The following is a 22,977-nucleotide window of genomic DNA, read 5'->3' on the forward strand; positions in this document are numbered from 1 at the left end:
AGTTAGGATGGCCGATGTCGAAGATAAACATGGATTGAGTTGGAATTCACTCATTGAAAAAGCGATCGAATTTGCCGCCTACGCACATCGAAATCAGACGCGCAAAGGAACAGAAATTCCATATATCAGTCATCCGTATGCGGTAGGAATGATTTTGCTGAAAGCGGGTTGTAAGGAAGAAGTCGTAGCTGCCGGGATCCTGCATGATACGCTTGAGGATACCGAGACGACCGATGAACAATTGCTTGAACTGTTTGGCTCCGTTGTTCTTGAAATTGTCAAGGGGTGCTCTGAACCCGACAAAGGAGCCACTTGGGAGGAGAGAAAACAGCACACGCTGGAGGCGCTTAAAACGTCGAATCTGGCCATTCGTCAGGTGTCTTGCGCAGATAAGCTGCACAATATCCGCTCAATAAGACGGGATTTGGAGCAATATGGCGAAGAGACGTGGAAGCGATTCAAACGGGGACGTGAGAGCCAGGAATGGTATTATACTGGGCTAATTGAAAGTCTTGGATACGCATCGCGATTTCCGCTCTTAGATGAGTTGCAAGATGAGATAGAGCAAGTTTTTGGAGCCCCATTGGCGCAACCGGAGTGGAGTAAACTTCGATACAGCCAAAAGTTTATTGATCTGGCTTTTGAAACTGCGTATGGCAACCTGTCTGATATTGAAGAGCGGCAGCCGAAGTTTGTCAAGCTAGGAGCATGGGATCTTATACAGCATATCCACGAACGAGCTTATCCGCTATATCCGGAATATCAAGACGATTTCGATAGGCTGATAACTTATTTACAAGAAAGGGGCATCGAGTTTGAATTTAACAGTGAAGGCCCCGCTATTCTTGTAGGCTTCTGCACTGTACTCATGAGCGCATTAAACATGTATCCTTCTGAGGTATTTCATCATTTCAAGCGTGGTATAAAACGTGGGATATTATAAAAGAAACTACACCATGGCGGACTTCAATTATTTTGAGGTTCGTTTTTTTCATAGGAACAAACATTCGGTGACAAGTAGAGGTCAAATGGTCGTGTCATAATTTGGGAGAAGTGGAACTGGACTCGGAGGAAGATTTGATACTCAAATCCTAGATCATCCAAATAATCTTAATATGCACTGTACAAGGAGATGCTGTTATGCGGCTCAACAAATTAAGAATAAGCAATTTTCGTAGTTATGGACCAACGGAAACGGTAATAGATTTCGAAGATATTACAACATTTATCGGGGCTAACAGTAGTGGGAAAAGCGCTGCGCTGCAGGCACTAACGAAGTTGTTTGGAGAAACAAATGCAGATAGAACGTTAGAGAAGTCCGATTTTTATGTATCGTATGACGAAGTACTTGAAGATTTGGAGAGGCGAGAGCTTTACATCGAGGCGAATTTCTCATTTCCGGAAATTGAGAACGATGAAGGTGAAACACATTATGCAATACCTACGTATTTTGATAACTTTGTTGTTGAAAACACTGGCGAGCCACCGTTCTTGCGAATTAGGCTACAAGCTACTTGGGAGCAAAGCAATACACCAGATGGAATCATAGAAAGTAAAGTCAACTATGTGTCTCTATCAGAGGATGCAGAAGAGGTAGCTACGAAGATTCCGCCAAGCGAGCTCTCACAAATAAAAATTATCTATGTTCCAGCAATTCGCAATCCATCCACGTTATTAAGGAATGCGACCGGAACATTGCTCTGGCGTGTTTTGAAGAGTATTAACTGGTCAACCGAAACAAAGGAGAACATTAAGGATCAACTAAAACGTGCTGAAGAATCCTTGTTTGAAGAGGCTGGATTAGAGAGGGTTAGGGATTCACTGAAAGATCACTGGAAAAAATACCATAAGGATACCCGATACTCGGAAGCAAACATCAGATTCAATAGCACAGACCTGGATCAATTAATAAAAAAGTTTGAAGTGGATTTTATGCCATCCATAACGCAAAAAGCATATTCCATTGATTCATTAGGAGATGGGCTTAGGTCTTTATTCTATTTGTCACTCGTGGATTCGTTTCTGGAAATTGAACAGCAAGCTATGGACAATAGTGAAGATGAGGATGCACCACTATTTAACATCCAAATTCCGGCCCTAACAATTCTCGCTATCGAAGAACCTGAAAACCATGTGTCTCCACATCTATTGGGCAATATTATCGTTAATTTGAATAGAATCGCTTCAAAAAATAATTCCCAAGTCATTTTAACCTCACATACGCCAGCAATTGTGAAGAGGGTTTTGCCTGAATCAATTCGATATTTCAATATTTCGGTAGATGAGGTTGTTACGAAAGTAAAAAAAATCGTATTACCTCGTTTACAGGGATCTGCAGAAAATGAAGAAGCGTATAAATATGTAAAAGAAGCTGTAAGGGCATACCCAGAGATTTACTTCTCGAAATTAGTTATTTTAGGTGAAGGGGATAGTGAAGAAATCGTTATCCCTAAAGCTATTGAATTGAAGACAGAAGATCATTTGGATAGCATTTCGGTATCTGTAGTACCGCTTGGGGGAAGACACGTTAATCACTTTTGGAAGCTTTTAAATGAACTGGAAATTCCCTATGTCACACTATTGGATCTTGATAAGGAGCGAAGTGGTGGGGGTTGGGGACGGATAAAATATGCTTTATTGCAATTGATTAAAATCGGTGTGGATAAGAGTGAACTATTATCATTAATGGGTGGAAGCATCCTTAGTGATGAAGATCTGAATGAAATGCATACTTGGGATGAAAGTTATGTTGATAACCAAAAGGCTTGGTTACAAAGGTTAGAAAACTACGATATTTATTTCTCAAGTCCATTGGACTTGGACTTTATGATGTTAGAGGCGTTTCCGGATGCATATAAACAGATACTTAGGCTCAATGAAGGGCCACGAATAGACAAAATAGGAAAAGTACTAGAGATAGAAAATGACGAACCAGAATTACCGGAGTATCTCGAACGTGTTAGTAATGCGACTAAACATACATTAAAAGAAGGAGGGAGTAGTGGTGATACTTACACGATTGAACAGAAAAAATTGATGGTGTGGTATGATTACTTCTTTTTACAACGGGGAAAACCAGTCACCCATCGGTTGGCGATATTGAATATCACTGATGAATTGTTCGAGGAACGCTTGCCGGCACCATTAAAACGGCTGATTGCTAGTGTGAAACAAAAAATTTCTAGCGATTAAGGAAAGGCTATTAGATGAAAATCATTGATAAGAATAGATGGGAACCTGCCGACGGACTAATGCTTGAACCTGCTGCGCTACAAGTTGTAAAAAGCGAAGACAACGCTTTAGTTATTGCTGGGCCTGGAGCAGGTAAGACGGAATTGCTTGCACAAAGAGCCTGCTATTTGCTTGAGACATCTACCTGCAAGGTGCCAAGGAAAATTCTTGAAATAAGTTTTAAGAGAGATGCCGCGAAAAACCTCGCCGAACGGGTAGAGAAACGTTGCGGTACAGAACTTTCAAAGCGATTCCAATCTATGACTTATGATGCATTTGCTAAAAGTCTTGTGGATCGTTTCTATCTAGGTATTCCTGAGGATTACAGGCCTGATTCAGTCTATGATATCGCTGTTGCGGACCGAACTCAAAACGATATTAGGACTGCGTATGAGCATGCTGGGTTTATACCTCCCGCTGGGATGCGGCCAGGTGACATAAACAACTTGTTGGAAAAGGAAATCGTTCGATATTCTTTACCATTACCTTTGGATAATAAATATCCAACAAAGACTGCTTGGTCATTCTTACTTAAAGGTGAGGTAACTAGTACGGCTAGATTGTCGTTCGCTATGATCACTAGGCTGGCAACGTATTTGTTAGTATCAAATCCTCAATTGAGGAAGGCTTTGCAATTGACTTATAGTCATGTGTTTCTCGATGAGTTTCAGGATACCACGAATATTCAGTATGAATTTGTGAAGGCATGCTTTCATAATTCCAACTCGGTATTAACTGCAGTGGGGGATGGAAAACAACGTATTATGGTGTGGGCTGGAGCGATGAGAGAGATTTTCCCAACTTATCAGTCCGACTTTGGAGCAACTACTTATCGGTTAGTGATGAATCATCGATCAGCACCCAGACTCATTGAAATTCAGAAAATGTTTTTTTCAAGATTTAATGAGCAGCCCATATCAATCCAAACGAATCCAAAATGGCAAGCATCTGATGGCCGAGCTTACCTTCATTGGTTTGAAAATCATATCCAGGAAGCCCAAGCAATTGGAGGCATTGTGCAGTCTTACTTAGCAGACGGTAGCCATAAACCGAATGATATCTGTATTCTTGTGAAACAAAAAATAGATGTGTACTGCAGCGAAATGATTACGGAATTTAATAAAATTGGAATACAGGTGAGAAACGAAGGGGTATATCAGGACTTCCTTAAAGAAGATTTCATATCCCTTTGTATTCACACAATGACTATAGCAATCAGAAGAAATGCAGGTTCATGGACTTATTGTAGGAATATATTTCTCGATTTAAAAAACATGGACGAAACATCTTCGAAGATTCACGAACCACAGAGAGAATTAAGTGATTTTATTAAGAAACTCAAATCTGATTTGAGGTCAATAAGTAACGAAAATTATCTGGGGAATATATTAAAAAGAATTTGTGACTTTTATTCTATTGATGCACTGAAAGCGTACTTTCCGCAATATATGAGATCAAATTATATCGAAAAGCTACGTCTACAGTTGGCTAAATATCTGTGGGAAGAATACATGAAAGCGGGCAGTTTGGACATTGCAATCGATAATTTGCTTGGGAAAAATACAGTTCCTATTATGACAATTCATAAGAGTAAGGGATTAGAGTATAAAACAATAATTTTTTTGGGACTAGAGGATGCGGCTTTTTATAAATTTGCAGATCAGAGGGAAGAGCATACAGCAACTTTTTTTGTAGCTCTCTCAAGGGCTAAAGATAATCTTCATTTTACTTTCAGTAAAGTACGACCGATTGGATTATACCGTGATGAACAAGATAGGAAAATTATTATGGATTTTTATCATGCATTACGTGATTCAGGAGTTGTAGAGCCGGTAGTTCATACCACAATGTAGAGGTGAGATCGTGTCCGTTTTAATAAAAGATTTTAAAGACGGGGATGAATTTGTCGGGTATTACTTGATAAAAGAAATAGAAGCAAAGCAGACAAATAGTTCGATTCCTAAAGATTTCTTAGATATAGTACTTGCTGATTCAAGTGGCAATATTTCTGCAAAGTATTGGGAAGCAAGTAAGCTCGATATTGAAACATTCTTTCCGATGTGTCTTGTTAAAGTGCAGGGTGTGGTTCAAGTATACCGTGAAAAACTGCAAGTAAAAGTAATACGAATCCGAAAAACAACGAAACAAGACGGGGTATCCGTAACGGATTTTATCCGTGCCGCCCCTGTAGGTGCTGACGAACTAATCCCAATCATTGAAAATGCCATAAATAGTCTAAATCATAATGATATTAAATCGATTGTATCTTTTTGTTTTGAGAAAGTGAAAGATACACTGCATTCTGCACCCGCGGCTAAATCCCATCATCATGCTTATTACGGTGGACTAGCTTACCATATAGTTCGAATGCTTGAACTAGGCGAATTTATTAGTCAGCAACGGCCGTTTCTTAACTCGGATTTGATTAAGGCGGGCATCATCTTGCATGATATCGCAAAACCAGTGGAAATGATTTCGGAGTATGGTATGGTAGTTGATTACAGTAATCAAGGCAAATTGATCGGACATATCAGTATGGCTACCAATTGGATTACAGAAGCTGCAATCAAACTTGGGCTCGATTTAGAGTCGAATGCCATCATGGCGCTACAACATTTGATTCTGTCTCATCATAATTTGGGTGAATGGGGAAGCCCTGTTCAACCGCAATTACCGGAAGCTGTGGCCCTTCACTATATCGATGCGATGGATGCTAAGCTGCAGATGGTAGAGGACATGCTTCAAACAACCGCGGATAGTGAAGAATGGACACCGGTTATTCGCGGTTTGGAGAACAAAGCTATTTACAGATTAAAATTATGATTTTATCTGGAGGGTAAAATATTGATTTGGGTAAACGTTCATATCCCTGACAAATTATGTACAGCCCATAAATCCACGTGCGGACATGTTCTACAAGAAGAAACGAGCCTTAAAGGAATTCGAGAAATGAGGGGCGATGGTGGTTGGTATGATTTCTCCCTCATGGATGAGGCGTCGACATGGTCCAAGACTAATTATCCGGAATACCCATTTAAGAAATGCGGCAAGTGCAAGCCATAAACAACAGTATGACGAAAGGAGATGCGAAATGGCAAAGGATTTGGATTTTGATCTGAAAATGTGCGAAAAAAATGTATATGTAACATACTTTGAGTTCTGGAACAAACCTGGGTTCGATGAACGATTAGTACGGGAACAAATGGTGCAGTTTGGAAAAGACGAAGATGGCATTAAAATGTGCATTCAGGCAGCCAGAAGGATAGCGGAAAATGGACTCCAAATTGAAACCTTAAAGGTAATCGCGAACTCTCCCCGAGTTAATCAGGTAGCACGAGAGAAGGCAAGATCACTGCTTAATTCTATGTAAAATAAGCAAATCCATCTTGGTAAAATATCGCTTCGTAATCTTAGTTTACGATTGGAGGCGGTATTTTGATTTTTCTCAGGTAAGGGGGATATATTGATCTCGTCATTATTTCCATTTTCTCATTTCTGCTTGTACTCGCACGCCTTGAAATTGGAATGACCGGGATACCTTCAACGAGAAGGAGATTTGCATCGGTTTCGCTTCAAGCACCTCGCCGCGGGCAATTCATACAGAGGACTTGAAGGGCACACAATGACTGTCCACCGGTCAGATAGAATAAACAGGAATTTCATATGTTTATGTCGAATTAGTCTTACGAACTATAGGCGGCATTACTTTGGAACTACAAAATTAACGGAGATGGGATATGTATGGAACACACAACTCTATATGCAAACGAATTGAACCAATTGGAGGAACTAGCGGCCAAGTATGGTATTTCTGAGCATGTCCAGCAAAAGATTGCTCAATGCCGCAAAGATATAACAGAATTCTCATTAAAGGTATTGGTAATCGGCGGGTTTAGCGCAGGTAAGAGCGCCTTGTTAAACACGTTACTCAATCGGGATTTGTTGGTGGAGGATCAAGGGCCGGAGACAGCAATCGCAAGTGAGCTTATTTATGATGAACGGGAATACGTGGAATTGGTTGGTGGTCTCAATGGTAATGTTAGGTGCTCGGTTGATGAAATTTCACACCTAGATTCGAACTCCTATCAACATCTGACATATCATATCCAACATGACTTCTTGAAAAAATACAAGAGCTATACTCTGGTAGATATGCCAGGTTTGAATTCTGGACTGGAGCAACATAACAAAGCGATTATGCAATATATAGGACAGGGAAATGCATATATCTTGGTCGTAGACTGCGAGGACGGAGAAATCAAATCCTCATCTATCGACTTTTTACGAGAAATAAAGCAATACGACAATAACTTGTCTATTGTTGTAACCAAATCAGATAAAAAGCCGGAGAGTCAAGTTGCGGCAATCGTTAATAAAGTAAAGCAAACAGCTAGTGCTATATTCCAAAAGGACGTTGTCGTTGTCTCTACCTCCAAGTTCGATAACATCGAGGTAGAGATGGAAAAGATCCTCGGTTCCTTTCATATCAAGGACCTCTGTGAGCAAGCCTTTAAGCCGCATATAGTTGAAATCGCAAATCTTTGCATGGCGGCTATCGAAAAGATTGCTCAGAGTTATGAGTTTGACGATCAGGAGCTTGTCGAAAAGATTAAAATGCATCAGAAAACAAGAGAGCAGTTGGTTAGCCGAATGGAAAAAGAACGCAAAAAGCTCTCTTTGAAAATGAAAAATCAAGTTAAGCCGGCCATTGTAGCTGATGTGCAGAATGCACTTTACTCTAATTCATCAGCTTTAGCCTCCAGTATTACTTCCGGAGACAATGCTTTTACAAGAACTGTAAATGATTTGTTGCGTCCTGTGCTCATTTCTTCGACGCAGCGCTACACCGAAGCATCTTTTCATGAATTTGTTCAGCAGATTGACTTAAAGGAAATTTTTGAGGACCATTCCGAGAATATCGCGGCAGATATTGCAGGTAAGTATACAGCGGTGACATCAAGCCTGCAAAAAATCCTTGAAACAACGGATAAATCGAAAGGACTTTACCGGTTATTAACTGGGGTTCTCGCGATTACAACGACAGTTGTGGCACCATGGTTAGAGTTGATTATCATCTTCCTGCCAGACATTATGAGGTTCTTTGGGCAGCTATCTCAGAAGAGCCAGCAGGAGGACTTGAAACGTAAAGTAGAAACCGAAATTATTCCACAAATCGTGTCCAAGCTTAGCCAAGAGATGGACCATACATTAGTAGAATTAGAGTCAGAACTTATGGATGAGATGGAAGAAAAGATGAATGAAATGATCGAAGTAGAAACCGAGGCGCTTCAAGCCTCGCTTACTATGAAACAAGCAAAAGAATCGGCATATGCAGCTATGCAAAATGAAACGGCACAAGATATTCGCCAAGTACAGTCACTCATTCAGGCACTGTAATTTATAAGTTAGGTGGGGTGAACTATGATGCATACAAAAGTGAAGGATGAAGAATTTCTTCAAACTATTACACGGATTGCTGGTGTGTTGGAACAATCCAGTCAATTCATTAATAATGAGCAGTTGTTCGAATTTCGAAATAAAGTTGACAATATTAAACAGAATCTCGCAACTATTAAAGAAACTGAGCGAGTCCTGAAAATTGGCATTGTAGGAGATGTAAAGGCCGGAAAATCATCCTTTCTTAATGCCCTGATCTTTGAAGGTGAATCAGTGCTTCCCAAGGCTCCGACCCCAATGACAGCGGCCTTGACAAAGATTGGGCACAGTGAAACTCCTTATGCCAAAATAGTTTATTATACGGATTATGACTGGCAGGGAATAGAGAAGCTATCAAAAGAATACGATACTCTCATTCAAAGAAAGTTGGGAGAAGAGCTCAAAAGCTACATACCAACCGACATAAGCGGTTACGCATACCCTCCACCAACCTACGAATCCGTAGAGCAGATGATAATGGAAAGTATCCCTGTCCATATAAGAGCATGTAAAGAACTTACTCGAATGGTGGAGCAAAGCAATCTCGATGTGTATGAATGGCTAGGCAAGACTCAGGAGATTAACGGCCTTGCTTCTCAGAAGGCATTCATACAGGAACTGAACCAATATGTCGGGTCTAACGGTACATTTACCCCAATTGTTAAACATACAGAGATTTACTTAGACAATCCTTTACTGAAAGATATTGAAGTTATCGATACTCCCGGACTAAACGATCCGATTCTATCGCGAAGCCGAAAGACTCAGGATTTTTTAATCAATTGCGACGTCGTTTTTTTGCTTAGTTATGTGGGGCAATTTCTTGGAGAAAGAGATATCCAGTTCTTGACGAAGACGCTGCCGGGAGAAGGCATTCGGAAAGCCGTTCTGATCGGTAGCAAATTCGATTCCGGGATTCTGGATTACAAGGTAAGGATGGCTCCATTTACGGAAGCTTTCAAAAAGAGCCGGCAAACCTTTAATACACAAGCAGTACATAATGTGGAGGAACTTACGAAATCGCAGAACTGTCCGCCAGTTTTGAGAAATCTTCAGGAATCCCTCCCGCCTACGTTTATATCCTCCCTAATGTATGCTGCGGCCAAGCATATTCAAGATAATGTCCCGCTGCCGGAGGAGGAACAAAATGTCATCACTCAAATGAAAAAGCGTTTTGAAGGCTTCCTGGATACGCCGGAATTTTTGTTCCAATTATCTAATATTGAGAATACAAAAAATAAAATTTTTAATGAACTGAAAATCCAGAAAGAACAAACGATCTTGGAGCGGGTCTCGGATTTAACAAGTTCTCAAAAAAGCCATATATTAAATATGCTCGACAATATTCATATAGCTATTTTGAAGAGCCAAGAGGATTTAAATCATTACGATTTCGAACAATTGCAACAGAAATTAAAAGCATTACGTTCAAAGCTAAATTCAATTCGAATTGAAGTGAAATCTATTTTCGAAAAGAGCAGCATTGATGCCCAGCGGATTCTGAAGGATCTGGAAGTTGACATTGCGAAAGAGATTGATAATTTCTTGGGAGTAACGGTTTCTACGCGGACAGAAACCAGAGAGCGTACGAGAAGTGTTGGATTTCTCGGTTTGAAAAAGGAGCATTACACGGTAACCGATACGATCAATTCAGCTAATGTACATGAAGCAATATCCAGTCTGCGGAAGTACACGACTCGCACTAAAGAATTGGTCAACAGGGAATTCCGTTCCTTGTTCAATCTAAATGATGTAAAAAAGCAGCTGAAAGATGCGGTAATCGGTGCCTTTGATTTAAGTGACGAGAAATTTAATGAGAGAGACATCCTGGTACCAATGGACATCGTATTGGGAAGGCTTTCGATTCCATCACTCGAGATCAACACACACGGTTACGACGAAGCCATACTAAGTAAGTTTTCTACCGGTGTGATCGAGGGTAATGCCATCAGCGAGCTGATGTATGAGCAGGAAAAGATGCTGCGAGAAATTTCTAATGATATTGTAAAAAGACTGCAATCGTTAGCCGAGCAAATCAATAACAGCTTAGTGGATCAGGCAAGCGTATTCGTGGATAACATCGAAAAGCAGCTTACGCATAATGTTGAGCTCGTTCAAAATTTACTGAAAGACAAAGAGAAGAGCATTCAGAAATATGAACTTCTTGTTGAACAAGTTCAAAGTTTCAAAATGGAGATTCGACATCATTAGAATGAGGTGGCAAGATGGATTTATGGGACGATGACGATGATCTTCTACTGGAAGAAGAGAAAAATCCGTATCTTGAAGATGAGCAGAAGGGGTTAGCGTTGATCGCCAAGCTGCTGTCTAATGATAAGAAGAACATAAATAAACAAAGGAATATTCGCAAGCTGGACTACTTGCTGGATCGGAAGCTTTTGGAGACGTCTGGAAAGGTCAGCTTATCCAATGAAATTGAATTGTATGACCGGCTAATTCAACTTAGCGACAAGTTGTTTGAGCAGCACAAGCTTCAGCTGCTCAAGAACAAAACGGTTGTTGGCATTGGTGGGAAATTCAGCGCGGGTAAGTCCAAGTTTATTAATGCTGTACTTGGAAGCGATTTGTTGCCTGAGGATCAGAGTCCGACAACCTCCATCCCTACTTATTTAGTTCGAAAGCAGTGGATGTCGGTTCAGGCTTATACCTACAATGATCAGGATATTACTCTGGACATGGAAGCTGCCCAGGCATTAACTCATGCCTTTTATCAAAAATATAAAATTGGATTTTCACAGTTTATTAATAATCTGGTGATGAACGTACCGGACTTCCGCTATCAAAATATTGCCATACTGGACACTCCTGGATATAACAAGGCCGACTCCAGTGTGAAGCGGAGCGTTTCGGATGCGGAAAAGGCGTATCATCAACTGAAAACCGTAGACTATATGATCTGGTTGGTTGATATTGAGAACGGTATTATCCAGCAGCCGGACCTTGATTTTATTCGATCGATTAAAGCAAAGAACCCTATTCTCGTGGTTTTTAACAAGGCCGATAAGAAGACTGATAGAGAAATTCATGCTATCGTTGCAAGAAGTCGGGACATTTTGTACAGATCGGGGCTGCCCATTTATGACGTTGTCGCTTATTCTGCCCTAGAAAGAGAGGAATACGGAGGAACCGACCGGTTAAGGCAGTTCCTAGACAGGGCAGATCGGGACGTCAATCGCAACGAAGACATTGCCAGACAGATTAAAGAGATTCATAAGATCATTACGCGGCAACTAGGGGCCGAGCGAAAAAGGATGATTGACCGCCGAAATGAAATCGGTCAAGTCATTTTTCAATCGGAGAGCGTTATGGAGATTCAAACGTTGGTCAAGCTGTATTCGGAAGTCATTCGTGATATCCGAAATATCGACGAATACGCCAACGCGGTAGAAATGGTTCAGAAAGACATTAATAAATTATTAGCTTCTATTTCTAATTGACCGGAGAAATGGTAATGAAGACACCTAAGGATAGTTTCGAATTATTATCAAAGCTTCTCTCAGAACAGCAATCACCTAACACCACTGAAAAAACATTGCTGGAAGATTTGTTTTCGTTCGTCACAAAAGACTTTGCTACCATGCTGGAGAGAAACCCTTATCCCCAGAAAGCCAAACTGATGGGAGGGATGAGAAGGGTACTTGAACGAGCAGAAATCCTGACGCAGTTTCCTCAGCTTATCGGGAAAACGACTATCGGTATTCTAGGCACGAATGGACTAGATCAAAAAATACTGGATTTTGTCGCGAAATCGAAATTGCACAAGATTAACAACAATATACCGGCCGTATTGTATTCATCGGATTCGCCTAATACAATACATGCTGTAAATCTTATAGAAAACCAAATTAGTTTAAGCGAGAAGGATTTCTTTAACGCCAACAAGGAACTTCACAAAAGGGATATCGATATTCGGCAGTTTCTGTACGCGTTTAGTATTTCAGCAAGCATTCCGTACAAAGCCATCTCTTATATTCATTTTCCGTTTTACTCCTTGAAATCTATGGAGTACCATCAAAACCTATTGAATATGACAGATTACATAGTCATTCCAACAGATGAACGAGGAATTTGGAAACAAACGATAGAGTCCTTCGCCAGATCGAATCCATGGACACCCATTGTTATTGTAACAGATGAGAAGAGCAGGGAAGCTGTTAAAGAGATTGTAAAGCCGTTCACTAGCAAGGTGAAGTGGCTGGAGAATCCCATTACAATTCATCAACTTGATGAAGATTTTGAAAATTGGCTTGCCTCAATTAATCAGTGGCGGAATAATGTATCCTTTGCTGAGAGCTTTTTGCACCTATTCAGTAATTTATATCTGTTCCAGTATAAAGATGTTAACAGATTGGCTGCGATAGTGGAGGGGATGAATCGGGATTTGGTCAAAATTGACCATGAAGATACTCAATTTAGCCTCAGGAAGCTAAAGCAGGAACTTAGTGTATCTTTAAAAGACGGAAGAAACCTTTTTCAAGAATGCAAAACTACACTAAAGAGCCTGATGGGAAAGGTTCATCATTTCGAACATAAATTGTACGAAGTATCTGGTATTCCCTATGAAGATTGGCTAGCCGAAACATTCTCCTATCACTTGGAATACGAAGAGGAAGCAACTAAGCTGGTCCTTAATTTCTTGGAGTGCGGTGAGCATGCAATCGTGCGAAAGTACATGGATAAGCTGGAAAGTGTGGATTATCCGTACCTTTATATTTTGGAGATGTTCAAGAGATTAGAGTCCAACAATAAGCCACAAATTAAGCAGCTAGAACATCTTGCCAAAGAGAGTTCCTCTAACCGTTATTTGGTTGTAAAAGCGAAAATTCGTTTTGGTGAACAGCTAGAGCTTCCTCAAGGACATATAGCACAGATTGCTAAACAGTTTCCGGAATCGCTTGGAAGCGCAGAGTATTATGCAGTTGCAACGGATTATGAGAAATGCGGCGACATAGAGTCAGCAAAGCGCTATTACCTTAAAGCATTGGATGAGGGCGCCCTTCACGCCGGGAACAATTTGCTTCGGCTCCTAGATTCTGACAGAACGTATGAATTGGAAAAGCTAGCTAACATGCTTATTCCTGAAGCCAACTATCGTTTTGGATTGCATTGTCTAGATAACGATCGTTATGCCAAAGGGATAACAGCATTAAAGATAGCCGCGGTCTATGAACATATCCCGGCAATTCGAAAACTGGCGGATATCGAGTTCATCAATTTGGTAAAAAATAAAAGGAGTTCTCGGGAACGTGCAGAGAAATCCATGAATATCGCTATGGAGCTTTATCAATACCTGCTTCAAAAAAATTCAGGTGATATTTCGGTTTGTGAAAACCTTGGTTCGATCTACTACTGGAAGGAAGATTTCCGTTCTGCACGAAGCTTATTGGAAAAGGGAAAATCTGCTGAGGCTCTCTTCTATTGCGGGAAAATGTATCAATATGGAAACGGAGTAGCAAAGGATTTGCCTAAAGCGAAAGATTACTTCGGTCAGGCGGCTCGTAAGGGGCATCAGCGTGCAAAGGTGGAGTTTGAAAAGGTAAGTGGCTGGATCTCTTCCAATCAACAGCGGGAGACGTACAACAGCGGCAGAAATTATTCCACAAGCAGCTCCTCGAGCTATTCCGGCAGCAACGGCTGGTGTTTTTTGACAACGGCAACATGTCAATCACTTGGGAAAGAAGATGATTGTGAGGAAATACTAGCATTTAAGAAATATCGGGACGAACATCTGATCGAGGATTCAGATGGTGCATCGCTAATACGCGAATATTACCGGATCGCGCCGGAAATTATTGAAAAGATCGAGCAGCAACCAAATTCCAAGGAAACTTACCAGGAGTTATATGATCATTATATTGCTGTAGGTTATGCCTTCCTACTTAATAAGGATTATGTGAAAGCTAAGGCGACATATGTTGATATGGTGCAGTATTTATGTGAACGGTATCAAATAAAGGTCAAATTGCAAAATGAAAAGGCCAAATTGGAGATACACCCATTATAGTGAAGACGAAAAACAACAAATGTATGATAGCTTGATTGCCCGTGGAATAGCCCACTGAGCGTATTGAATGATACAATCAAAGGAGTTACATAATATTTGTAATGAATAATTTAGAACAGGTTGGCCCCTCCTGGAGGAAAAGGGTTAAGTTGACGAGGGGGAGGGAGCCTTAAATGGCCGGAAGTGAACTATTGAACAAGTATGGTTCGGATGCACAAAAGCGTGAAGAATTTATCCGGTTTATAAACGATCCTGATCATTGTAATGCTCTCCTTAAGCGTTACAATAGAAAGATCAGAAAGATTGACAACTTTGCATATCAGACCAGTGAAGGGATCCTAGTCAATCCACATGAACTGGCTCGGATCCTAAATGTAGAGACTATTGGGTGTCATTCAAACGATTATATCAATTTGTTCTCAGGTTGTTACGGTGTCCCCGTATATGTCACCAAGGAATCCAGCGATAGGTTCAGAATTGTTTGCAAGACTGTTATGGATAAAGGGAGAGTTGTATTTCTAAACAACCAATCTACCTTCCCTCATACAGCTAGGTCATCTCCAAAGAGCAGTCCCGGTTTTGAGGGGCTATTACGAGAGGGTGAGGCAAAGTATGGCAAGGTTATTCAGTATGAGCGTAACCCTAGGAACCGACAAAAAGCCATTGCAATTCATGGGACGACTTGCAAAGCTTGTGGCTTCAACTTTTCCAAAGTGTATGGTGAACATGGTGCTGGCTATATTGAGGTTCATCATATTATCCCATTGCATCAGTTTCAAGAGAGCAAACCAATCGATCCTAGTACAGATTTGACCGTACTTTGCTCCAATTGCCACAGAATGATCCATCGGTACAAGCTTCATTACCTTTCTATAGACGAATTGAAACAAATGATCGAGTCACAACAATAAACATGACTTCGGTATTTCTCCCGCGGACATGTGGCCCAAGCGATTTCAACGCGGTGGGTATAAAAATTTAATAACAAAGTACTTTGTATTGTCTTTCGAGGTAGTTTGTTTCCATATCCGTCCAAATAAATGGTATGATAGACATATTGTGAAATATAAAGAATCTTGCATTGCCGTGTCATCTCAAGTCAATGTGCCGAATTATCAACCGGATTTGCCTCGGGAGATGGCAAAGGTGTAAATAAAAATAATCGCTTGTCTAGGGGGGGGGGAATGTGCTGTATAATCAGGACAATTACAATGAAAAAGATGAAGAGCATAATGAAGGAATCGGGATATTCAATTCCTTCAAGCATCTCCTCATTCGGTTTAGAATCATTACTTTGGAATGTTCCAAATACAGTTTATTCAAGATATACTTTACTCCGTTACACCTTCGATGAATTGCTTAAGTTTCTAAAAAATGATTTTGAGAACCTTGGAAATTACAAAGAAGCAAACGGAATAAAACCATTAATTACTTCAACAAATCAGAAAGACGAATATAATTCCTTTATTAACATATTAATTGTAATTCTATCAATATGATATTACCGAGTCTTAATCAGGGGCATATACGATTAAAGTGTTAATTTATTATTTCGAGAGGATACACTATGGAAAAAGAAGAGCAACTAAGAATTGTGTTAATAACTTTTATTTTAACCTTACTTAGCGTTATGGTACTTCTAACAATTGATGTTCGACTACTTTCTGTACATGGTGTAAAAACCGCTTTTTCTATATCTACATTTTTGACGATTTGGTGGGGGTTTTATTTTCACTTCGGATGGAAGGTTCCAATTTTAAATAAGATACTTTACAAAGAAAACATAAGCGGAACATGGTTTGGAACTTATGAATCTGTAAACGTTAAAAACGATCAGATTTATACCGGTGATATAGCACTAGTAATAAAACAAAATTTCCTAAATATCCATATTACTTCTTATACCGAAAGATTCAAAAACAATTCATATAGTGAAATACTTACACTCGACAAGAAAAGTGAAAAAAACAAACTGGTCTATGTATATGCTCAAGAAGAAGTTAATGCCTTAGACCAATCAATTAGAAAAGGAACGACTGAGTTAGAGTTGACTATAAACAAAAATAAGGCAGAGTTTTATGGTAAGTTTTGGACTAACCATAGTACAATTGGTCAATTGAGATTAAAGAATATTTCAAAAGAATACATAGAGTTTTTTGATGATGTAAAATTAAAGGCAAGCCCAGGAGGAACTGTATTATGATGTATGTTTACATTGATGGAGATGACATAGGTTTGAAAATTGAAAAAAGTTTCATGAACAATGATGAAATAAGTTTACAAAAGATAAATAACGATGTTAAGAACGCTGTTAATTCTATATCAAGCCAACTAGTTATAGGTGGATTCGATATTATTTTTAGTGGAGCTGACGGAATAATATGTAAAAGGGATTTTGTTGATGTTAAAGAGCTTTTTGATTTAATACGTCATAACAGTAAAGGAATTAATTTTTCTCTTGGTGTAGGTTCTAGTCTTTGCGATGCTTTTCTTGCGTTAAGATACGCTAAATCAAATGGTAAAAATACTGCAGCTTTATTTGACGATGGATTCAGTTTGTTAAATTAAAATATCTTTTGAGACAATGCGGTAGCAATCACAGGGGCTCTAGACTTTGCAATATCGGGGATAATGTGCCAATGAACCACAGGCAGCGATGAGGCTACTGGGGATATAGTTGTTGTAAAACTGATGTAAAATTGATGTAAAACATCAACAGAAACGATCAGTTTAAGGACTAACAGAGCGGAAACCACTTAGCGGAAAGCTCGTCAAATCAAGGTTTCTGCGGATTGTAACAGATCACATCACAGAACAGAATGTTCCCGCATACGGTGCATGTGGAGAGTGTGGCTCAATTAGCAAAAAATATTAAAACCTGAAGCTTAGGATATGGCACACTTTCTGACACCAAAAGGGTTATTCTCTCTGCAGCGCATTCTTTGGTAGCTACTGTATAGTCGTCTTCTACCAAGTATTACCGCTTGCTCCTGGACGATGCGATGAAACACCTCGCATCGTCCTTTTTTCATGAAACGCATCATTGCGCTGCCGTAAATAACCCCGCTAACTTGTCAAAAGGAGAGACCTGATCCTCACCATCGTCATCCGAATAGACGAGCTTGGACACATGAAGCGGTTCATCCGAAACGTGATTCTCTTCAAGCTGAATGCGCGAGAAGATCATGGCAAACAGCTTGGCCGTATTAAAGGCGTCATCCAAGGCATGATGCTGTCTGCCCAAAAAATTGATTCCGAGCTGGCTGAGTGCTCTCTTGAGCCCCCATCGCTGCCCATGATCACCGCCGTTCAATCGAGTGAACAATAGCTGAATATCGTTGTAATTGCGAAACCAACTCAGGTCCAGCCGCTGCTGTTTGCCTTGCCGCAGCATCTGATGCTTGTCGTCCGGCCCCCAAGAGCACAAATAATAGGGTTTCGTTCCAAGCCAGGAATGAAAAAGGGCCGCCGCTTCCTGGAAACATGGAGCCGTATCGGCTTGCTGCTGGGTAATACCCGTAAACTCCTTCGTGAGTGGGGTCAGACGGGCAAAGCTGGTACGCCTAACATAGGTATGGAAGATATCGACCATTCCAGCGTTCCGTCTTCGTCGCTGAGTTTGATCGCCCCGATCTCTAAAATCTCCGCCTCATGCACCTTCTTGACGACGGAAAACTCCATGTCAAATACAATATACTCCATCCGTGTGTAACCTCCTCCGATTCGACTAGACTACTGCCAGCATAACTGTTCCCAGCGACAAGAGGCTGTCATGGAACATGCGTTTGGTTATTTCGGCTGGCAGCGTAGCAGGGTCCGAACTTTTGTCCTTTTCAGCCATCCCCACCCATACTTCCCTCTAGCAAAACATACGTTCTATGACAAAGCGTTGTCAGAGCCAAGCCATAAGATATGGGTAAATTCGGTAACTGTGATGGAGGAACGCCCATGAATGGCGAAGTGAATGGTGTGATTCGATTAGATATCAGAGAGATTGTGAAGCAGCTGGAGCTCTGCAGTCCGGAGATAGCGAGCTTGCTTAATGAATTGGTAGACCAGCTAGAGCTGAGGAAGCAAGAACAGGCAGACAATACGAATTCAGGCCGGCTCGAGTGCGATGATGTTGGAACGTGCGTTCGGTGACATTCTTCTGTCAGAATCGTCTGCTATGCTCGCTATACCTAACCTGAAGGAGTGGTTCTGTTGACGAATACAGTCACGCTAACTCATCGCTGGATCCGACGATACTTCCCATGTGATGGGGTAGACAAAGCGTATTTATTGCTGGAATTGAAGGGCACGGCTGCGAGCCAATCGGAGCGGGCTCCGATTAATATCGGGCTGGTCCTCGATCGGAGTGGGTCGATGTCGGGGAAGCCGCTGGCTTACAGTCGTAAAGCTTGCCAATATGTCACCGAGCAGATGGGCCCGGGGGACCTGCTCAGCATGGTTGCGTTTGATGACGAGATTGAAACGATCTTCGAGCCGGAGAGGGTTCAGAACAAAGAGGGGATGAAACAAAAAATCGCGGCAATCGAAGCTGGAGGAACAACGAATCTGAGCGGCGGTCTGATTCAAGGGGCACAGTATACGGCTGCTGCCAAGCAAGCTGGAATGGTCAACCGCGTCCTGCTGCTCTCGGATGGCCATGCCAACGAAGGCATTACCGATCGCGCCAAATTGGCACGCATGGCGAAGGAGTTCCGCAGCATGGGGGTAGGCATTTCCACGATGGGCGTAGGCCATGGTTTTGACGAGGAGCTCATGGAAGCGATCGCGGATGGCGGGGGCGGAAATTTCTATTACATTGAGAAACCGGACGATATCCGGGGGATCTTTGCAAAGGAACTGCAAGGCGTCTTATCGGTACTGGCGCAGAACATGACGATGAAGCTAACCCCTTCGACATCCGCCACCATTACGAACCTATACGGCTATCAAGCGAACGTGAGTGATGGAAGTTCGACGCTTCACTTGGGTGATCTGTACGACTCCGAGACGAAATCGATCCTGGTAGAGATGACTTTCCAGCCCCATTCGGATGGGATTCACCCCGTCCTGGCGCTTGAATGGACTTATGTCAATGTAACGGAGGGCATCAAAACCTGCACCGTCACGATGTCGTTAGCTGCGGAATTCAGCGATCAAGCCGATCTCCTGAGCCTCCCGACGGATGCGGCAGTCGAGAAGCAAGTGAAGATTACGGAGACGGCACTCGCCATCGAGCAGGCAATGGACGCCTTCGACAATGGGCAGCTGGATGCAGGAAAGCAGATGATCCAAGCGCAAGCCGATAAGCTGCTTCAGATGGCAATTGTAACGGAGGATGCAGATCTGCGTGCGGAATCGCAGCTATTGTACGAGAGGCTGGAAGGGTTCGGGGATGCCCCGATTACCGCTCATGATCGCAAAGCGCTGCACAGCCAGAAATACAGAACGATGAAAAGGAAGCAATAAACGAGCCTGCGTTCACAAAATGGTAACTTATTGGTCGTCATCCACTAGCAGGAAATAGTTAATTGGGCCTAGAACGTCTAAGGATGACAAATTGCGAGGTGCCGACATGACGGAAAGACTCATTCGCTTGCTGCGAATCATTATGCTTATTCAAGGGAAACCGGGTATTATCGGTCGGGAACTTGCCGAACGCTGCGAGACGACTGAACGAACCATATATCGGGACTTGGAGCTGCTCAGCTCCTTTGTTCCTTTTGCGAACCTCGGCCATGGAAAAGGGTATTCGTACGTTGGAAGCTTCTCCATGTACCCACTCAACTTCACAGAGCAGGAGGCACTCGTACTCTCCATGCTGCCTTCCGTCATTGACCAGGTAAAGCCGCTGCTCCCTCCAGGCTTCGATTCCGCATACGAGAAGATCATGGCGACGCATCGCAAAGAAAAGTCCGTGCATGCGGACGTCGTCCAGCAGGTAGCGGACGTCATCCAGATGGGGACACCGGTTGGACCGGAACCGGGACCAAACTACCTATTCCCCATTATCCAAGCGATCCTGTCCCAGACGTCGCTGAAGGTGGTGTACCATTCACAAGGGCGTAACCAACAGACAGAGCGGATTATCGATCCATACGTCCTCGTGCCACGGGAACAGCGCTTCTACCTGATCGCCTACTGCCATCAAGCAGGCCAGATGCGCACCTTCCGGGTGAGCCGGTTCCTGCAGGTTGAGGTGACGAATCATCATTTCGATAAGGGCAGCTTCAGCATTCGGCAGTATATGAAGAATACGTTCTCGATCGAGCGAGGCCAGGAACATATCCGTTTCAAGGTGCGGTTCTCGCCGATGGTGGCCAGGTACATCCAGGAGGAAGAATGGTTCGTGGAGCCTCGCTTGAAGCCACAGCCGGACGGCAGTCTGCTGTTCGAGGTCACGCTCAACCATGACCGGGAGTTCTTGATGTGGGTGAGCTCCTACGGGCCAGAGGCGGAGATCCTGGAGCCGAAGAGTTACCGGGATGCGATGCGGGAAAGGCTGGAGCGCTGGCGGGGGATGTATGGGTGAGAGGGGAGATTCCTCAATTACTCGATCTAACGCCTTCGACGTATAAAACTGCTGAATATATTTAAAATGGGAATACATGTTAGTTGTTGAAGTGCTAAGTAATTTCTCCTATTTTGAAAGGATTGGTAATATGGCTTCCCGATATAACTATTCACTTACCATTAGAAATGATTATCTAGGCTTGACAAAAGAAATAAAAGGTATGACAAGAAGTGAAGTAGAGCTAAAAGCGAACGATCAACTTCGTAAATGGGATGAAAGGGAGAAACGTGGTCGGTTGAAAGAGGCTATTAATGATTTAAAAGAAGAAGCTGAATTTCAGACTGAAGAAGCTCAATCTTTAATTAACGAATATAAAAATATTTTAAATGCGACATTGAAAGTTAACGATAAGCTGAACTGGAATTCGTTAAAGGATAAGACTACATTCAATAAAACCGCTCCTACGTTGGAAGTATTCAACGATCTTCTTCGTGTACCCAAAGAAAGCAAATTTCTTGAGATGCTAATCAAGTCGAAAAAAGCTTCTCGAATAGAAAAAGAAGAAGCAGCAAAAGGCCAATATCTTGAAGCTCTAGATCTATATAATAGTGAAAAAGCAGAATATGAACGCTTGCAACAAGAGAAAAACAGCACTGTTGATTTGTTAAAACAAGAGTTTGAACAAGGGCATGGAGAGGCGATTGAAAAATATATTCACATCGTATTAGAACGTTCGTCATATCCGGATGGGTACGAAAAGGATTATGATGTCATGTTTGAGCCCATTAGTGGAACGATTATTATTAATTATAATCTGCCATCAAAAGAGAGTACTCCGCGAGTTACGGAGTACAAATACGTAGCTAGCCGCAAAGACATCAATGTGGTGGAGATGAAGGTAAAAGAATTTGATGCCTTTTATGAAAATGTTCTATATCAGATTTGTTTAAGAACAATTCATGAAGTTTTTGAATCGGTCTATATTGAACAAGTCAAAACCGTTGTATTCAATGGCTGGGTCGAAGGTGTAGATTCCAAAACCGGAAACGACTTTAAATCGTGTATTTTGTCCTGTCAGGCATCTAAAGAAGAATTTATGAGTTACAATTTAAGCCGTGTAGAACCAAAAGAGTGTTATCGAAACTTAAAGGGACTTGTTGCTGGTCCTCTTGCCCAGCTGGCCCCTGTTCGGCCTATTCTTGATATCAACCGCGACGATAAACGATTTGTGGAATCCAAAGAAGTAATAAATGGAATCGACGCTTCGACAAATTTAGCGACAATCGATTGGGCGGATTTTGAGCACTTGGTTCGAGAGTTGTTCTCGAAAATATTTTCCAAAGACGGTGCAGAGGTTAAGGTTACGCAAGCAAGCCGAGACGGTGGGGTAGACGCGATTGCGTTTGATCCAGATCCGATTCGCGGGGGTAAGTTCATCATTCAAGCCAAACGATACAATATGGTTGTTCCAGTATCTGCCGTTCGAGATCTTTACGGTACAATGGTTTCGGAAGGGGCTTCAAAAGGGATTTTGGTTACGACTAGTTATTATGGAAAAGACTCTAGAGAGTTTGCAAAAGACAAGCCGATTACGTTAATCGATGGGTCGAATTTAGTGTATATGTTTAATGAATATGGTCATCAAGTTAGCATCGAGTTAAAGAAGTAAGCTTGAATCGAAATTTACGACGTACCTGGATACTGTAGTGGAGAAGAAAAATCAACAGACGTCTTCGCGGAAGCAGTCTGGATAGCACGACCTTGTCAGCCGGCGTCTTCTGAT

At 41.8% G+C, this 22,977-nt stretch carries 18 protein-coding genes and 1 pseudogene; 17 read left to right on the forward strand and 2 right to left on the reverse strand.

The features are described 5' to 3' along the window. Nucleotides 1-7 precede the first annotated feature (7 nt). The 13 genes from ACFPB1_RS05895 (at nt 8) to ACFPB1_RS05955 (ending at nt 17,260) form a co-directional block, all read left to right on the forward strand. The gene (locus tag ACFPB1_RS05895) at nt 8-943 is read left to right on the forward strand and encodes an HD domain-containing protein (RefSeq protein WP_379222937.1); all 936 of its coding nucleotides are present in this window, start codon (nt 8-10) and stop codon (nt 941-943) included. A gap of 197 nt (nt 944-1,140) precedes the next feature. Then, nucleotides 1,141-3,192, forward strand: coding sequence for an ATP-dependent nuclease (locus tag ACFPB1_RS05900; RefSeq protein WP_379222939.1), 2,052 nt, complete (start codon nt 1,141-1,143; stop codon nt 3,190-3,192). A 14-nt stretch (nt 3,193-3,206) separates the two neighbouring features. Beyond that, nucleotides 3,207-5,084 carry a UvrD-helicase domain-containing protein gene (locus ACFPB1_RS05905; protein WP_379222942.1) on the forward strand — a complete coding sequence of 626 codons (1,878 nt, stop codon included), beginning with the start codon at nt 3,207-3,209 and terminating at the stop codon, nt 5,082-5,084. 10 nt (nt 5,085-5,094) lie between these two features. After that, the gene (locus ACFPB1_RS05910; RefSeq protein ID WP_379222944.1) at nt 5,095-6,054 is read left to right on the forward strand and encodes a 3'-5' exoribonuclease YhaM family protein; all 960 of its coding nucleotides are present in this window, start codon (nt 5,095-5,097) and stop codon (nt 6,052-6,054) included. A 268-nt stretch (nt 6,055-6,322) separates the two neighbouring features. After that, on the forward strand, nt 6,323-6,601 hold the full coding sequence (locus ACFPB1_RS05915; RefSeq protein WP_379222946.1) for a hypothetical protein: 279 nt from the start codon (nt 6,323-6,325) through the stop codon (nt 6,599-6,601). A gap of 371 nt (nt 6,602-6,972) precedes the next feature. Beyond that, entirely contained in the window at nt 6,973-8,628 is a 1,656-nt protein-coding gene (locus ACFPB1_RS05920) for a dynamin family protein (RefSeq protein ID WP_379222948.1), read from the forward strand. A 24-nt stretch (nt 8,629-8,652) separates the two neighbouring features. Further along, nucleotides 8,653-10,878, forward strand: coding sequence for a dynamin family protein (locus ACFPB1_RS05925; RefSeq protein ID WP_379222950.1), 2,226 nt, complete (start codon nt 8,653-8,655; stop codon nt 10,876-10,878). Nucleotides 10,879-10,892: 14 nt separating this feature from the next. Further along, on the forward strand, nt 10,893-12,125 hold the full coding sequence (locus ACFPB1_RS05930) for a dynamin family protein (protein ID WP_379222953.1): 1,233 nt from the start codon (nt 10,893-10,895) through the stop codon (nt 12,123-12,125). A 14-nt stretch (nt 12,126-12,139) separates the two neighbouring features. Next, nucleotides 12,140-14,692, forward strand: a complete 2,553-nt coding sequence (locus ACFPB1_RS05935) for a tetratricopeptide repeat protein (protein WP_379222955.1) — start codon at nt 12,140-12,142, stop codon at nt 14,690-14,692. Between the two features lie 173 nt (nt 14,693-14,865). Further along, nucleotides 14,866-15,603, forward strand: coding sequence for an HNH endonuclease (locus ACFPB1_RS05940; protein ID WP_379222957.1), 738 nt, complete (start codon nt 14,866-14,868; stop codon nt 15,601-15,603). Between the two features lie 300 nt (nt 15,604-15,903). Continuing rightward, a complete protein-coding gene (locus ACFPB1_RS05945) occupies nt 15,904-16,191 on the forward strand; it encodes a hypothetical protein (protein WP_379222960.1) in 288 nt (95 codons plus the stop codon). 68 nt (nt 16,192-16,259) lie between these two features. Continuing rightward, the gene (locus ACFPB1_RS05950; protein ID WP_379222962.1) at nt 16,260-16,895 is read left to right on the forward strand and encodes a hypothetical protein; all 636 of its coding nucleotides are present in this window, start codon (nt 16,260-16,262) and stop codon (nt 16,893-16,895) included. Continuing rightward, entirely contained in the window at nt 16,892-17,260 is a 369-nt protein-coding gene (locus ACFPB1_RS05955; RefSeq protein WP_379222964.1) for a mCpol domain-containing protein, read from the forward strand. The genes ACFPB1_RS05950 and ACFPB1_RS05955 overlap by 4 nt, the downstream gene beginning before the upstream one ends. A gap of 472 nt (nt 17,261-17,732) precedes the next feature. Here the strand turns inward: ACFPB1_RS05955 and ACFPB1_RS05960 are convergent, their stop codons facing one another. Both ACFPB1_RS05960 and ACFPB1_RS05965 read right to left on the reverse strand, forming a co-directional pair. After that, entirely contained in the window at nt 17,733-18,284 is a 552-nt protein-coding gene (locus ACFPB1_RS05960) for an exonuclease domain-containing protein (protein ID WP_379222966.1), read from the reverse strand. Continuing rightward, on the reverse strand, nt 18,233-18,394 hold the full coding sequence (locus ACFPB1_RS05965; protein WP_379222968.1) for a hypothetical protein: 162 nt from the start codon (nt 18,392-18,394) through the stop codon (nt 18,233-18,235). Before ACFPB1_RS05965 ends, ACFPB1_RS05960 begins: the two co-directional genes overlap by 52 nt. 501 nt (nt 18,395-18,895) lie before the next feature. Between ACFPB1_RS05965 and ACFPB1_RS05970 the strand changes: the two genes are divergently transcribed. From ACFPB1_RS05970 to ACFPB1_RS05985, 4 genes and pseudogenes are all read left to right on the forward strand, one after another. Then, a complete protein-coding gene (locus ACFPB1_RS05970; protein WP_379222970.1) occupies nt 18,896-20,149 on the forward strand; it encodes a vWA domain-containing protein in 1,254 nt (417 codons plus the stop codon). Between the two features lie 106 nt (nt 20,150-20,255). Further along, nucleotides 20,256-20,381 (forward strand): annotated as a pseudogene (locus tag ACFPB1_RS05975) (HTH domain-containing protein); the annotation flags it as partial. Between the two features lie 72 nt (nt 20,382-20,453). Further along, nucleotides 20,454-21,212 carry a helix-turn-helix transcriptional regulator gene (locus ACFPB1_RS05980; RefSeq protein WP_379223137.1) on the forward strand — a complete coding sequence of 253 codons (759 nt, stop codon included), beginning with the start codon at nt 20,454-20,456 and terminating at the stop codon, nt 21,210-21,212. 76 nt (nt 21,213-21,288) lie between these two features. Beyond that, nucleotides 21,289-22,863, forward strand: coding sequence for a restriction endonuclease (locus ACFPB1_RS05985; RefSeq protein WP_379222972.1), 1,575 nt, complete (start codon nt 21,289-21,291; stop codon nt 22,861-22,863). Nucleotides 22,864-22,977 lie beyond the last annotated feature (114 nt).

This window comes from Paenibacillus sp. GCM10023250 (assembly GCF_042653205.1).
Taxonomy (GTDB): Bacteria; Bacillota; Bacilli; order Paenibacillales; family Paenibacillaceae; genus Paenibacillus_Z.